Here is a 15,121-nt window from a genome sequence, read left to right on the forward strand (position 1 = left end):
AAGGAGACATAGAGTATGAAAATTTCCCTTGTAATGCCGACAATTAATGTTACAACTGAACTTGATTTATTCCTAAAAAGCCTAAAGGCACAGACTTATAAGGATTTTGAGCTGATTGTGGTGGATCAGAATGAAGGAAATGAAGTTTTTGAAATTGTGAAAGATTATGAAGAGGAATTTAAGATAAAATATGTAAGAAGTGATGAAAAAGGGCTAAGTTTAAATAGAAACAGAGGACTTATCCTGATGAAAGGTGAAATTGTCGGATTTCCTGATGATGATTGCGAATATCGGCCTGATACACTTGAAAAAGTTACAGAATTTTTTAAAAGAAAGAAAAATTATCAGATTTATTCGTGTCGTACACTTGAACGGGGAAAAGACTATGGAACAGGCGTTATGGAGAAAAAGGACATGGAAATAACGAAGGATAATGTGGATACAACTGTGAAATCCATAACTTTTTTTGTAAATTACGGTAAGGATGATATTGTCTTATTTGATGAAAATCTAGGCGTTGGTGCAACTTTTGGAAGTGGCGAGGAAACAGACTATGTGCTGACATTGCTTCACAAAGGCTATAAGGGAAGATATTTTGCAAATGATATAATTTACCATCCAGCAAAAAAGGGAAACTATAACGATCTGGAACGTGCTTATAGATATGCATTGGGATTTGGAGCATTGGTAAAAAAGGAAGTAAAGGGCAGAAAAAACAGATTTTATATTCTGAAATACTGGAAGAGACAATTTAGAAGTTTTGCCGGAATGATTGTTACAAGAAACAGGGCATATCATAGAGTTATGATGAAGGGTAGAAAAATTGGATATACAAAATATAAAATTTAAAAATTAGGAGAAGAATATGGATAAGGTAAAATGCTTGATAAATATGATAATAGCTTATCTCATTTATCCGTTTAACAAAGGAAAATTCAAAAATAGAAATATTTGGCTTGTAGGCGGAAACGCAGGAGAACTTTTTGTGGATAATGGACGTGCGATGTATGAGTATTTACGGTCAAGACAGCAGGAAGAAGTGTACTGGGTAATAAATAGAAATGCCAAGATTTCAAAAAAAATTCCAGGAGAAAAACTGATAAAAGGAAGTGTAAAAAGCTATCTGTATTTTATGAATGCAAAAGTTGCATTATTTTCTCACTCAATTTCTGCGGATATTGTCCCATACCTGTTTGTAGTGCCACTAATAAATAAATTTCATAAAAAAGTATTCAAAGTATTCCTAAATCATGGAACAGTAGGCTTTAAAGTCCGACAGGCAATGAATCCAAAAACAGCAAAAGTAGCAGAAGCGCTTGTAAAATCTTATGATTTAAATATCTGTGATTCAGAATTTGAAAGAAAAGTAAAAACAGAAACTTGGTGGGAAGTGCCAAAGGAAACAGCAGTTATAACAGGCTACCCAAGATACGATAAATTATACAATCTAAAAATTACAGAAAAACAAATATTCTTTATGCCGACATGGCGAAACTGGCTAAAGTCAGAAAACTCAGAAAACCCAAAATTTGAAGATACAAAATATTTTCAAAATATTGCAAATTTAATTACAGACAAGAAATTAAATAACTATTTGGAAAAAAATGATATTAAATTAAACATTTACATTCATCAGTTAATGCAAGATTATCTAAAAAACTTTGGAAATATAAAACTTGGAAAAAATATAAAAATACTCCCAAAAGAAATAAACATAACCGAAGAGCTGCAAAAATCAAAATTATTAATAACAGATTATTCAAGCGTAGCCTACGATTTTTACTATCTAAACAAGCCAATTATCTTCTTCCAGTTCGATAAACGTGAATACGAAGAAAAAGTCGGCTCTTATGTAGACCTAGACAAAGAATTGTTTGGAAAACAAGCCAAAACTGTAGAAAAATGCGTTGAAGAAATCATTGAAATCTCCGAAAATAATTTTCATTATGACAAGGAAATGAAGCAAAAATCTGATAAGTTGAGAGAAAAGTTTTTGAAGTATGTGGATAAAGGGAATTGCAAAAGAGTTTACAATGAAATTTCAAAAAAAATAAACTGATTATATTTTTGATATCTATTTTAGATTATTTTTATTAATAATAGTTTTTTCTTTTATAATTATAATCTTTTCTAACGTAAGGGCATCAGACGCCATGCCCTTACAACCCCGCTTACCGCAAAACTTTCTTATAAAAAAAAATAGAACTCGCTTTTGAACAAAAATTATTTTATATCTAAATAAATATGTATAATTAAAAAATATTTCAAAAGCTCAAACAGCTATTTTTCTTCTAACGAAATTTTGCTCGAAAATCTTTTAATTAGAATAGTTGTTATAACTAAATTAAAATTGTCGTGATTTTTTGGAAATGAAATCGATTGTTTGAGCGAAGTTTTACGTAGCGAGTTTCGATTTTGTTTTCAAAAAATTCTTAGACGAGCGGGGATTGTAAAGGGGATGGCGATTGCTCCCCTTTACGTATAGAAAAAGAAAAAATATAAAATATAGAAAAAATGTTTATTAACAAAAATTTATTTTCTATAACTTTAATAAGAAATAAGCAGGGGATAATTTTTATTAATTTTTTAAAAAATTGAAAAAGAAAATAAACTATGATAAAATTTAAAGATAAAAAATAAAGAGAACAGAGGTAAAATAACGATGGCAGATACACCGCTTATGAAGCAATATAAGGAGATAAAATCAAATTTTGAGGATTCTATATTGTTTTTTAGATTGGGTGATTTTTATGAGATGTTTTTTGAGGATGCGGTGAAAGCGTCACGTGAACTTGGACTTACGCTTACTTCGAGAAATAAGGAGAAGAATGTGGATATACCGCTTGCGGGAGTTCCATTTCATTCGGCAGATTCATATATAACAAAACTTGTTTCAAAAGGGTATAAAGTTGCGATTTGTGAGCAGACAGAAGATCCGAAGATGGCAAAGGGAATTGTAAAACGAGAAGTTGTGAAGATTATAACGCCTGGGACAGTTGTGGATGTGGAGGCGCTTGATGCCAAGAGCAATAATTACTTGATGAGTATTTTGAAAATTGAGAATAAATTTGGAATTGCGTATATTGATATAACGACTGGAGAGTTTAAGGTAACGGAAGTTGAAAAGGATGATGATTTTGTAAAATTATTTAATGAGATTAATAAGATTGAGCCTAAGGAAGTGCTTGTTACAGAGGATTTTTATGGAGAAATAAAGGAAAAGTTAGATGATTTTTTACAAAAGAATGATTCAGTTGTAACTTTTGTGAGTAAAGTTCGGGACAGTGCAAAGTATCTTATGGATTATTTTGAGATTGTGTCGCTGGAAAGTTATGGGATTAAGGATAAAAAGGCCATAATTGGAGCTGCAGCCATGGCACTTGATTATGCGGCTACTATGCAGGTTGAACATGAGCTGACTGTAGAAAAAATCGAGTTTGTGAATATTTCCAATTACGCTGAAATAAATGCGATTACAAGCAGAAATCTGGAACTTTTGAAAAATCAGAGGGAAAAAACTGTTTATGGCTCGCTTCTGTGGGTACTGGACGAGTGTAAAACTTCGATGGGAACACGACTTTTAAAAAGATTCATAAACAATCCGCTTTTAAATATTGAAAAAATACAGAAAAGACAGGAAGATGTACAGTATTTTATTGATAATATCTTGATTCGTGAGGATTTGAGAGAAAAACTTGAGGATATTTACGATTTAGAGCGGCTTTTGGGGAAAATAATCTTTGGAAGTGAAAATGGAAAAGATTTGACGGCATTGAAAAAAACGATAAAATCTGCTGTTGAAATAATGAAAATTTTGGGAAATACTGATTTTTTTAAGGATATTGATACAAATATTTTGTTTGAGTGTTATAAAATAATTGATGACAGTATAAAAGAAGATGCGCCATTTTCAGTACGTGAAGGCGGAATTATAAAATCTGGATATAATGAGGAACTGGATGAAATAAGGAATATTATGAATTCTGGGAAAGACTTTTTGCTGGATATTGAACAGCGTGAAAGGGAAGCAACTGGAATTAGAAATATGAAAATAAAGTTTAACAAGGTTTTTGGTTATTTTATTGAAATTACAAAAGCAAATCTGGATATGGTGCCAGAACATTACATAAGAAAACAGACTCTTTCAAATTCAGAGAGATACATTACGCCTGAACTAAAAAAATATGAGGACACAATAATAAATTCCAAAGCAAAAATCGAAGATTTGGAATATCATTTGTTCAAGGAAATTAGCGGAAAACTCAAGGAACATCGGAAAATTTTGTCAGAACTTGCAGAAAGACTGGCGTATATTGATGTAATGGTGTCTTTTGCTGTAAGTGCCATTGAAAATGATTACGCAAAACCTGAAATGAATGAGGAATATTCCTTTGAAATTGAGGGTGGAAGGCATCCAGTTGTAGAAAAGCTGATTGGAAGGACGGATTATGTTTCAAATGATACAGTTTTTACTGAAAAGGAAAGTTTTGTTGTGCTGACAGGACCTAATATGTCGGGAAAATCAACGTATATGAAGCAAATCGCATTAATTTCTATAATGGCTCAGATTGGTTCTTTTGTTCCTGCTAAAAAAGCAAATTTATCAATTATAGACAAATATTTGACACGGATTGGGGCTTCTGATGATATTTTGACTGGGCAAAGTACATTTATGGTGGAAATGAGTGAAGTCTCCAACATTCTAAACAATGCGACTGAAAAAAGTCTGATAATACTTGATGAAGTTGGACGTGGAACTTCCACAACCGATGGTGTTTCCATTGCGACTGCCATTTCAATGTATATTCACGATAAAATTGGTGCTAAGACAGTTTTTGCAACACATTATCACGAACTGACTGATTTAGAAAATAAATTTGCACACATTGTAAATTATCGGATAGAAGTGGATGAAAAGCAGGGAAAAGTAATGTTTTTGCGAAATATTGTAAAAGGCGGAGCAGACAAGTCCTATGGTATTGAAGTGGCAAAATTGGCTGGTCTTCCAAAGGAAATATTGATTGAAAGCAAGAAAATATTGAAACGGCTGGAGCAGAAAAAGGAATTGATAGAAAGAACAGTAGATGTTCACCAGTTATCACTTTTTGGAGGAAATTCAGAGTTTGAAAATGATTTTGAAGAATTTGAAGATACTAATCTTGCAAGTGATTTTGAAATCAATGAAAAAACTCAGATTTATGAAGAAAAATTAGTAGAAATTCAGGAAGAAAATGAAAAATTATCAGAAATTGTTAGCAAAATAGATAACTATGACATAAATAATATTACACCGATGGATGCAATGAAATTTTTGTTTGAATTAAAGGAAAATATGAAAAATAGAAAGTAAAATTAGTAAAATTAGGAGAAAAATAATGTGGAAAAAACTAGGTTATGGAGGACTTGTATTACTACTGATATATTTTATATATGCAGTATTCTTTAAAAAAATTCCGACACCGCTTGAACAGATGCAAAAAGATATGAAAGCCAAAAAAGTTATGTATAGGCTAAAAGACGATGCTATCATTTATGCGGATGAGCAGATTGGATCTGAAGGAGATGAAGTTATCAGGTTTAAAAATGTAATTGTAGATCTGATAAAGAAAAAAATGTTAATTTCTGGAAAAGAGGGAGAAGTCAACACTAAGACATCTGATGTTACATTAATGAAAAAAGTTGTTGGAACAACGAAGGACAAGAAATGGGAAATTTATACAGAACGTGTGGAATATAAGAAACAGGGAGATACATTAATTTCACCAGTGAGGACAAAGTTAATAAATACTGTTGATGAAACGGTTTCTGAAGCGGATAGGGTTGAAACGACAACAAAATTTGAAGTAATTGTAGCAACTGGGCATGCAAGCTATAATAATAAGAAAGATAAGAAGACATTAACAGCAGATAAGATTACGTATCATGATCCAATAAAAGTATCTGATGCAGAAGGTCATGTAGTTTACAAGGAAGAGCAGACAAAAAGAGAATTACGTGCAGATAGAATGCGTTATGATGATATAAACAAAATTGGAAACGCTTTAGGTAATGTAATCTATACGGATCCTGAAAATAAATTAACTGGATACAAAGTTGATTATTATATGAAGGATGAACGTGTAGATGGACAGGGAAACGTAGTTTACACTGGTAAAAATAGTGTGATTTCAGCAGATGCTGCATCATATTTCGTAAAGAAAAAGCAAGTTGATGGAAGAGGACATGTAAAATATACAAGTCAAACTCTAATAGTAACAGGAGATCATGTATTTTATGATGAAATTGCGAAAATATTGAATGGTGATGGAAATGGAACTTATAACTATTTACCAAGAAAAACTACTGGAACATATAGAAGTGGAGTTTATGACTTAAAAACAGAAACGCTTACAACAAATGACTACTATACTGCAAATTATGATGACTATAAAATGGATGGAACAGGACTTATATATGTGTTCCCAACTGGAGATGCCAGAATGAATGGTCCGTTTAACGTGAAAAAGCAAAACTTTAATGTACATGGTGCAAATGGAACAATGAACACAATTTCAAAAGATATTTTTGCCAATAAAATGGAAATGACAAGTGTTCAGGGAGATAGAATTACATCTGACACAGGGCGTGGAAGTTTTGAGAAAAAGGAATTTAGGTTTGATGGGCATGTTAAAGGTAAAATCCGTGGAAATGTAAAAGATCTTGTAAATGACCCAAGACCGCTTGTAGAATCAGAAGCAGTAAACTTCATAGGAAATACTGCCAAAGTTTATTTCGTTTCACATAAAAATGGAAGCAATATGAGTATTACACGTAGTGAAATCAAAGAAAATGTGCATATGACTTATAAGGATATTACACTTGATTCTCAATATAATGAGATGGACTCTGGAAGAAACCTTATTCTTGCAAGAGACAAAGTTATGGTAGACTTTAAAAATAATACAAAGATGACAGCAAATTATCTTTATATGGATATGAATAAGCAGGAAGGGTATGCCAGAAACAATGTAAAAATCGTAAGTACATTGCCACAGTTCAGAACGATTAATACAAGTGCTGACAAAGCTACAATTTATTTGAAAGATAAAAGAATAAAATTAAATGGAAACGTAGTAACTTATCAAGGAAAAACACAAATTTCATCTAAAAGTGCAATTTATGACATAGATAGAAGAATCCTTGAAAATGAAGGCAATATCCAAATGCAATATGAAGTTCAGAATAACGAGGAACAAGGGAAGTCAGACCCTAAAAATGCGGCAGCAACTCAAGAAGTAATTGGAAAATTGTCAATTCCTGAAGGAGAAGTAAGTACAAGAGGCGGAATTAACTTGCCAAAATCAATGACTGCCTCAAATGGAGTTCCAGTTGCAATAAGATGGCGTTCCTCTAATTCTAGCCTGTTTTCAGTATCTGGAAGAATTAATAAGCAATTTTATGGTGGCGGAAGTAAAGGAGTAACTTTAACTGCAACAGCTAAAGCTGGTGTAGATACAGCGGAAAGAACATTTAATGTAAGTGTTCCTACCGAATCAGCTCATGAAATGCTTGTTAGAGCTGCAAAAAATATTTATGTTCCAGAAGATGGCGAAAATTTACCTTCATCAGTAAGGGTAAATGTAAATAAAGGAACAATAGATGTACCAATTTCTTGGAGTAAAAATGGAGATAGAAATGTGGCAACATTAAGATATGGCGGTGCATCTTATCAGAAACAATTTTAATAATATGTAATATGGAAAAAGTGGGTAGAGAATACTCACTTTTCTTTAAATATGTATTTAAGATTTTATTAAATAAAACTAAAAAAGAAAGGGATTATAAAAAATTATGGATATGAAAGAATTACAGGAGAAATTAACAGAAAAGAATTTAAATATTTTTCAACAAATAAGATATACTTTTTTTGTATTAGGGAAATTTATATTTAACAAGAATGATGTGTGGTGGATACTTTTTTTCTTTTTTATATCTTGTGTCAAAATTACGATAGGATTTATCAGTGTGAGTACTGGAATTTCATCATTTACAAATATACTTCAAATTTTTAAATTTTGTTATTATTTGGCATTTTTCTGTTTTATCAAAAATAATTTTTAAAATAGAAGAGAAAAATTATTCAAGATTAGATAAATCAGCTTCAAAATTTTTCCTTTTATATTTGATATATTACATAATTAGTTATATATTTCGATATTTGCCTTTCCCTTTGTTTTTGGATGAATTTAATTTAGCTTTTGGAATAGTGTCTTTGATGGTGCTAGTAATTTTTTGGATTTACTTATTTTACTTCATACCGTTATTTTCTGCAAGACCATTTGATTTAAGAGAATCTTGGGATTATAATTTGCATTTAATTAAAGGAAATAAATTAAAAATGGTATTTCCTGGTATTCTTTGCTTTATTTTTTCTTTTTCAGCAATATTTATTTTTTTACTTCCAATAGTTTCACTTTTTGAAGAGCTAGGTATTAACTTGTTACTCTTGATTTCTAATTTTGGTGTAATTGCTGGGGAATTTATTAATACTTTTATGGTTATATTTTTTATAATTTTACATAGTATAATATATTTGAATGTAGAGTATTTAGATAGAAAGATAAAATAATAATTTTAACAATTTAAAGTTATTGCAGGAAATAATCAGAAGAAATAGATAGATTTTTATTTAACATAAATCCTATTTAAATAATGGATTTATTACAAACTTTTTCAATAAAGGATAAAACCTATTATTTCAAGATAATTAAAATATTAGTTTTTTATTTTAATAAACCGAGGGAGCCTTTTCTTTGCTCAACTGTGACTATTTAATAACTGAAAGGGCAGTTTCGGAGTTGAATAAAGAAAATTATAGTCTAGCCATAGGTTGATTTGTAGCAATAAGTAATTCTACGAACATAAAAAAGAAAAAATATTTATTATTCAAAATATTTAAAAAATAATTTAGTTGAAAGATTATAAATTAGTTATCAAATAGCCTTATTATAAAAAATTATTCCTATTTTTAAACAGAGTTTAGTATAAATTTTTATTAAAATACAAAAAAAATTTGATTTTGGGTTGAATATAATTAAAACATCTGTTATAATAGAACAAAGTATTATAACAGGTGATATATTTCTAAAAAAAATTAAATACATTTAATCACACAAAACAAACCAATTAATTTATAAGTAAAATTAAATATTTTGCTAAAATTTATATGGTAAAATTTATAATATAACATTGTTATTTTAAATTTGATTTTGTATGTTAAATGACCTAAAAACAATGTGTTTAAACAATGATTTTAATCAAAGTTACATGTTTAAATATAAAAAGTATCTTTGTATTTGAAAGGAAAGATATGACTAAAAAAACTAAGAAAAGTAATAATTTATTAAATGATATACATGAACAAGCAGAAAAGTTTTCACGTGGAGAAGAAATTGCTAATTTTGTAAGTCATACTGTAGGAGCTGGATTATCAATATTAGCTTTTATAATTTTAACAATACGTGCGAGCTGGGTTCGTGATGTGGGAACAATAATATCCTTTATGGCATTTGGCTTTGGGTTAATCGTTCTTTATACAATGTCATCTATATATCACGGACTAAAACCTGGAACAGCTAAAATGGTATTTGAAATTTTTGATCACTCGGCAATTTACATTTTGATAGCTGCTTCTTATACTCCGTTTTTATATTTAGTTGTCAATTCACCAATGAATAAAGTTATATTAGCAATTCAATGGATAGTATGTTTTTTGGGAATTTTATTTAAAGCATTTTTCACAGGAAAGTTTAAACTGTTTTCTACCTTGCTTTATTTAATAATGGGATGGATGATTGTATTTGCTTGGAATGATTTGATAAATAATATAAACCGAGTTTCATTAATTTATTTAGTCTTGGGTGGAATTCTCTATTCACTTGGAACAATATTTTATTCATGGAAAATTTGTAAATTTAATCATATGATTTGGCATATCTTTGTAATTATGGGAAGTATCTCGCATTTTTTCGCTGTGTATTATTTAGTATAAAAAATAGAAATGTATCTTGAGTTATATAAAATCTAGTTAAATCTATTAAAGTTTTAGTATTATTAAGAAAAAGAATTTATAATGAAAGTGTAAAAAATAAAGAATATATTTTGTTTAGAAAGGGTAATTTAATGGGAAGAAAATCGAAAATATCTAATGAATTAAAAATTGAGCTTGTAAAGAAAATACTGGAAGGGAAAGGAACTGTTCAAGGATTAGCAAAGGAACACGGTATTGCAAAATCTTCATTAATGACTTGGAAGAAGAAGTATCTAGAGATTGGTGAAGAGAGTATAATGGTTGAAGATAAAAATAGGCATTATCCTCGTGAAGTTAAAGAAAAAGCTGTTCAAAGCTATTTAAATAATGAAGGTTCTTTATTTGAAATTTGTAAAAAATATGATATCGCATCTGTAAGTGTATTAAATTACTGGATTAGAGATTATAGAAGAAGTGTAGATGTAAATGGAAACTTTTCATTATTAAAAAAACACGTAAGAAAATCTATAGATGCTAAAGTTGAAGCTGTGCGTTTTTGTCAAAAAAATGATTATGATTATAATTTGGCTATCAAAAAATACGGTATATCATACCAGCAAATTTATTCTTGGGTGAAAAAATTTGAAAAAGGTGGAATTGACGCATTGGTAGATAACCGTGGAAAAAGAAGAACAGAAAATAAAAAATAATAAAATTTAATTTTAATGGTAATAAAAAAACTGTCAAATCCTTTTAGAGAAATGACAGTTTTTTTAGTATTAATTTTTTTGAGTTTCTTCTTCTTTTTTGACAGGCACAAATTTTCTTTCTGGACTGCTAAAAATTTTTATTCCAATAATAGCAACAATAATCATAACTATACTTATTAAATATGGAAGTCTTATCCCAAAAATTAATAAATCTTCTGCCCTAAATGTACTTACAAACATTCTTATAATTGCATACATGATTAAATAAATCATTGATAATATTCCTGGATTGTATTCTTTTTTTCTAAAATAGAACCAAAGAATTATAAATCCGATTAAATTGAGGAATGCTTCATAAAGCATGGCAGGGTGCAGTGGTAAATTTGGAAATTCTGACCCAGCCGGAGTGTCTAACGGAAAACTTAATCCCCAAGGAACAAGCTGTTTAAATTGAGCTTGTGCAGTAGCACTCAATGACTGGTATTTTGCCCACCATTCATTAAACTTTCCTGAAAAAATTACGCTAAGTGGAGTAAACGTAGGTACTCCATGAACTTCTCCATTTGCCAAGTTTCCAAATCTTCCTAGAAACTGTCCAAACAGTAAAGGGCCAACAGCCATGTCTGTAAGAACCCATAGGTTCATTTTGTTTTTCTTGGCATAGTAACATGAGCCTATAAATGCTCCGATAATTCCACCGTGAATTGCAAGTCCACCTTCCCAGATGTACAGGATAGATAAAGGGTTTCCAATATAGTCTGAAAATTTAAAAATAACATAATATAATCTTGCCCCGATTAATCCTGCTACTATTGTAGTAAATGCAAAATCTTCAATAATTTTTCTATCATCAACGCCTCTTTTTTCGGCAACATCATCAGCAAGTGCGATAAACATTCCAAAAAGAAAAGCTAAAATATACATTAAACTATAAATTCTAAGTTCAAAACCTCCAATTTTAAATAAATATGGTTTCATTTATGCTCCTTTTCAATATTTTGAAATAGAAAGTTAAAAAAATGATAACTTTCTATATTTTTTGTTTTTTATAATTGTTTTTTTAATTCTTTTTCAAAGATTACAAAGAAATCATCAATCTGCTCTTTTGAAATTTGTCCTAAAATTCCAATTCTCATAAGGCTTTCAGCATATTTTCCTTTTCCGCCTGTAACAGTGTATCCTTGTTCTTCAAGGGCTGAAATTATTGATTTTATAATAATTCCTTCTCTATAAACTGAAATTAGTGTATTTGTTCTATTTGCCTCATTTTTAACTAATAGTTCAAACCCAAGTTTTTGAGCTTTTTCTTCAACATATTTTCTCAAATCGTGTTTTTGCTTAATTGTGTTTTCAATTCCATTTTTTATCAAGTCTTTTAATGACTGATTCAATGCTAGAATTAAAGCAATTGCTGGAGTGTATGGCGTTTCTCCGTTTTCTTCAAAATATTTTGCATATTGCTTCAAATCAAAATAATATTTAGGTAAATCAGAAACTTCCATAGCTTTTTTTGCTTTATCGCTTATTGCAACAAATGATAGTCCTGGAGGTATTAGAAATGCCTTTTGGCTTCCTGCAATCGCCACATCCACATGCCATCCATCAAAATCAAACTCATTTACAACAAGTCCACTGATTGTGTCAACAATTAGCAAAATATCAGTATTTTTTGTCAAATCTCCTAAAGATTTTATGTCATTCAGAATACCAACAGAAGTTTCGCTATGAGTGGCTAAAATTCCTTTTAAATCTGGATTTTCTGAAATAACTTTCTTCACATCGTCCAAATTGTAGCTTTCTCCAAATTCATATTGTAAATTAATTACATTTAATCCATAAATTTCAGCAATTTTTCTAAATCTATCCCCAAAATATCCAGTATTTATGGCAAGAACCTTGTCACCTCTTGAAAAAAAGTTTACAATGGCAGTTTCCATTGAACCTGTACCAGATGAAGTTATAACAGCAACATCATTTTTAGTTTTGAATACTTTTTTCAAATTTTCATTGTTTTCTTTCATAATTCTTCTAAATTCAGGTGTTCTGTGGTGGATAATATCCTTTCCAAAAATTTCCAGATATTCTTCTGGAATATTAGTTGGCCCTGGTGTCAATAATAATTTTGAACTCATAAATCTATTCCTCCTAAAATTTATATTTTAAAAATTTTTATATTAACTCCTTTGTCAATTTATCATATTGAAGCAATTTCGTTAAGATTTTTTCTACATCGTCTAATTTTAGCATATTTGGACCGTCAGACAATCCTTTATCAGGTTCAGGATGTACTTCTGCAAATATTCCATCAACTCCAACAGATACTGCAGCTCTTGCAAGTGGATATACATAAGCACGGTTACCTCCTGAAGTTTCGCCCTGTCCGCCAGGAATTTGTACTGAATGTGTAGCGTCAAATACGACTGGATATCCAAATTTTCTCATTTCCAAAAGTCCACGCATATCTACAACAAGATTATTATATCCAAACGAAGCTCCACGTTCACAAAGCATTATATTTTCGTTTCCAACTTCCTGAAATTTCTTTACAACATTTTTCATATCCCAAGGTGCTAAAAATTGACCTTTTTTGATATTAACTGCTTTTCCAGTTTCTGCTGCTGCGATGAGTAAATCAGTCTGTCTTGATAAAAAGGCAGGAATTTGAAGTAAATCAATAACTTTTGCAGCTTCCTTGCATTGATGTGGCTCATGAATGTCTGTAGCAAGAGCAACACCGTATTTTTCTTTAACTCTTGACAAAATTTCAAGTCCCTTTTCAAGTCCTGGTCCTCTAAATGAAGAAATAGAAGAACGGTTAGCCTTGTCAAATGAAGCTTTAAATACATACTGAATTCCAAGTTTATCAGTAATTTCTTTCATTTTTGCAGCTACTTCCATAACTAAATCTTCTGATTCAATTACACAAGGTCCAGCTATCAAAAAGATCTTATCATTACCAATTGTGATATTATCAGTAATTTTAACTTTTTTAACTTTATCTATTAACATATCCAATTCCTTTCTAAAAAATTTTCTTATATTTTCATTTTATCATAATATTTATTTTTTTCCTAATATTTTTCTAAAATATTCCTTTTGATAAAACAAATAAATTATGTTATACTTTTAACTGAAAAAATAATTGAAAAATAAAAAGCAGAATGATAAATAAAATTAATTGAAGAACAGGAGAAAGATATGAATAAAGTAGCTTTAATTATGGCTGGAGGAAGTGGAACAAGATTTTGGCCGTTATCTACAAATGATAAGCCGAAGCAGTTTTTGGATCTTGTGTCAAAAAAGACTATGATAAAAGAAACAATTGATAGGATAAAGAAACTTATTCCGATAGAGAGAATTTTTATTTCAACGAATATTAAGTATCTTGACATAATAAAAAAGGAATTACCTGAGATTGCTGACAGAAATATAATTTTTGAGCCAATGGCAAGAGACACGGCAGCCTGTATCGGATATGCGGCATGTATTATCAGAAAAATTTATGAAAATAGCATTATGGCAGTTTTGCCATCAGATCATTTGATTAAGAAGGAAAAGGAGTTTTTGGACAGTTTGGAGTTTGCGTTTAAAGAGGCTGAAAAAAATAAGATTGTTACTCTGGGAGTTAAGCCGACTTATGCTGAAACTGGGTATGGATATATTGAGTATGTAGATAGAAAAAAATCAAAAGATGACAAAAATAACTGTGAAAATAAAGAAAGATTTAAGTCATATAAAGTTAAGAAATTTAGGGAAAAGCCTAATAAGGAGCTAGCTGAAAAATATATTGAGCAGGGAAATTATCTTTGGAATAGTGGAATGTTCCTTTGGAAAACGGAATTTATCTTGCATGAAATAAAAAAACATATGGAAACTCATGGCATTATTTTGGAAAAAATTGAAGAAATGCTCGAAAATGTTGATTTAAATGAAGTTTATGGAGAAAGACTAAGTGATTTTGTGAAGGATGAATTTGAAAAATTTGAAAAAATTTCGATAGATTTTGGAGTGATGGAGCATACAAAATCTGTTAGTGTCATACCTGTTGACATTGACTGGAACGATGTTGGAAACTTCAAGTCGCTTGAGGATATTTTTCCAAAAGACAAGGATAGCAACGTTGTGCAGGCTGATAATTTTGAGCAGATTGAATCAGAAGGAAATATCGTAATTAATAAGGAAAATGACAAAATTATTGCTACAATTGGGCTAGAAAATATAGTTATTGTAAATACAAAAGATGCCTTGCTTGTCTGTCATAAGGATAAAAGTCAGGAAATTAAGAAAATATTGAATAAGATTGAGATGAAAAATAAGTAGTCAAAAACAGCATTTGATTATTTTACTTGAATTTTATTGTTATTTGAAATTTAATAGTTTGATATAAAAAAGTTTGGGTGTA

10 protein-coding genes are annotated in these 15,121 nt (G+C 30.0%); 7 read left to right on the forward strand and 3 right to left on the reverse strand.

Going from position 1 to position 15,121, the window contains the following annotated elements; translation table 11 throughout:
* Positions 1-15 precede the first annotated feature (15 nt).
* From FVE75_RS02110 to FVE75_RS02140, 6 genes are all read left to right on the forward strand, one after another.
* Positions 16-849, forward strand: coding sequence for a glycosyltransferase family 2 protein (locus FVE75_RS02110; RefSeq protein ID WP_147004972.1), 834 nt, complete (start codon positions 16-18; stop codon positions 847-849).
* Positions 850-865: 16 nt separating this feature from the next.
* Positions 866-2,059 carry a CDP-glycerol glycerophosphotransferase family protein gene (locus FVE75_RS02115; protein WP_147004973.1) on the forward strand — a complete coding sequence of 398 codons (1,194 nt, stop codon included), beginning with the start codon at positions 866-868 and terminating at the stop codon, positions 2,057-2,059.
* Between the two features lie 603 nt (positions 2,060-2,662).
* Positions 2,663-5,350 carry a DNA mismatch repair protein MutS gene (gene mutS / locus FVE75_RS02120; RefSeq protein WP_147004974.1) on the forward strand — a complete coding sequence of 896 codons (2,688 nt, stop codon included), beginning with the start codon at positions 2,663-2,665 and terminating at the stop codon, positions 5,348-5,350.
* A 25-nt stretch (positions 5,351-5,375) separates the two neighbouring features.
* On the forward strand, positions 5,376-7,724 hold the full coding sequence (locus tag FVE75_RS02125; protein ID WP_147004975.1) for an immunoglobulin-like domain-containing protein: 2,349 nt from the start codon (positions 5,376-5,378) through the stop codon (positions 7,722-7,724).
* 1,625 nt (positions 7,725-9,349) lie between these two features.
* The gene (gene trhA / locus FVE75_RS02135; RefSeq protein WP_147004977.1) at positions 9,350-10,030 is read left to right on the forward strand and encodes a PAQR family membrane homeostasis protein TrhA; all 681 of its coding nucleotides are present in this window, start codon (positions 9,350-9,352) and stop codon (positions 10,028-10,030) included.
* Between the two features lie 131 nt (positions 10,031-10,161).
* Positions 10,162-10,719 carry a helix-turn-helix domain-containing protein gene (locus FVE75_RS02140; protein ID WP_147004978.1) on the forward strand — a complete coding sequence of 186 codons (558 nt, stop codon included), beginning with the start codon at positions 10,162-10,164 and terminating at the stop codon, positions 10,717-10,719.
* A 69-nt stretch (positions 10,720-10,788) separates the two neighbouring features.
* On the opposite strand, the gene lgt is transcribed toward FVE75_RS02140, so the two are convergent.
* The 3 genes from lgt to kdsA all read right to left on the reverse strand — a co-directional run bounded on the left by lgt (position 10,789) and on the right by kdsA (position 13,728).
* Complete coding sequence (gene lgt, locus FVE75_RS02145) at positions 10,789-11,697, reverse strand: prolipoprotein diacylglyceryl transferase (RefSeq protein ID WP_147004979.1); 909 nt, start codon at positions 11,695-11,697, stop codon at positions 10,789-10,791.
* Positions 11,698-11,765: 68 nt separating this feature from the next.
* On the reverse strand, positions 11,766-12,851 hold the full coding sequence (locus FVE75_RS02150; protein WP_147004980.1) for a pyridoxal-phosphate-dependent aminotransferase family protein: 1,086 nt from the start codon (positions 12,849-12,851) through the stop codon (positions 11,766-11,768).
* Positions 12,852-12,888: 37 nt separating this feature from the next.
* Complete coding sequence (kdsA, locus tag FVE75_RS02155; RefSeq protein ID WP_147004981.1) at positions 12,889-13,728, reverse strand: 3-deoxy-8-phosphooctulonate synthase; 840 nt, start codon at positions 13,726-13,728, stop codon at positions 12,889-12,891.
* A gap of 189 nt (positions 13,729-13,917) precedes the next feature.
* On the opposite strand from kdsA, the gene FVE75_RS02160 reads away from it, so the two are divergent.
* Positions 13,918-15,039, forward strand: coding sequence for a mannose-1-phosphate guanylyltransferase (locus tag FVE75_RS02160; RefSeq protein ID WP_147004982.1), 1,122 nt, complete (start codon positions 13,918-13,920; stop codon positions 15,037-15,039).
* The last annotated feature ends 82 nt before the right edge of the window (positions 15,040-15,121 follow it).

The organism is Leptotrichia hongkongensis, from assembly GCF_007990635.1.
GTDB lineage: Bacteria > Fusobacteriota > Fusobacteriia > Fusobacteriales > Leptotrichiaceae > Leptotrichia > Leptotrichia hongkongensis.

What these genes read in the sequence shown, in the direction of transcription:
- FVE75_RS02110 (WP_147004972.1), top strand. Translation starts at nt 16, where the DNA reads ATGAAAATTTCCCTTGTAATGCCGACAATTAATGTTACAACTGAACTT.
- FVE75_RS02115 (WP_147004973.1), top strand. Translation starts at nt 866, where the DNA reads ATGGATAAGGTAAAATGCTTGATAAATATGATAATAGCTTATCTCATT.
- mutS (WP_147004974.1), top strand. Translation starts at nt 2,663, where the DNA reads ATGGCAGATACACCGCTTATGAAGCAATATAAGGAGATAAAATCAAAT.
- FVE75_RS02125 (WP_147004975.1), top strand. Translation starts at nt 5,376, where the DNA reads ATGTGGAAAAAACTAGGTTATGGAGGACTTGTATTACTACTGATATAT.
- trhA (WP_147004977.1), top strand. Translation starts at nt 9,350, where the DNA reads ATGACTAAAAAAACTAAGAAAAGTAATAATTTATTAAATGATATACAT.
- FVE75_RS02140 (WP_147004978.1), top strand. Translation starts at nt 10,162, where the DNA reads ATGGGAAGAAAATCGAAAATATCTAATGAATTAAAAATTGAGCTTGTA.
- lgt (WP_147004979.1), bottom strand. Translation starts at nt 11,697, where the DNA reads ATGAAACCATATTTATTTAAAATTGGAGGTTTTGAACTTAGAATTTAT.
- FVE75_RS02150 (WP_147004980.1), bottom strand. Translation starts at nt 12,851, where the DNA reads ATGAGTTCAAAATTATTATTGACACCAGGGCCAACTAATATTCCAGAA.
- kdsA (WP_147004981.1), bottom strand. Translation starts at nt 13,728, where the DNA reads ATGTTAATAGATAAAGTTAAAAAAGTTAAAATTACTGATAATATCACA.
- FVE75_RS02160 (WP_147004982.1), top strand. Translation starts at nt 13,918, where the DNA reads ATGAATAAAGTAGCTTTAATTATGGCTGGAGGAAGTGGAACAAGATTT.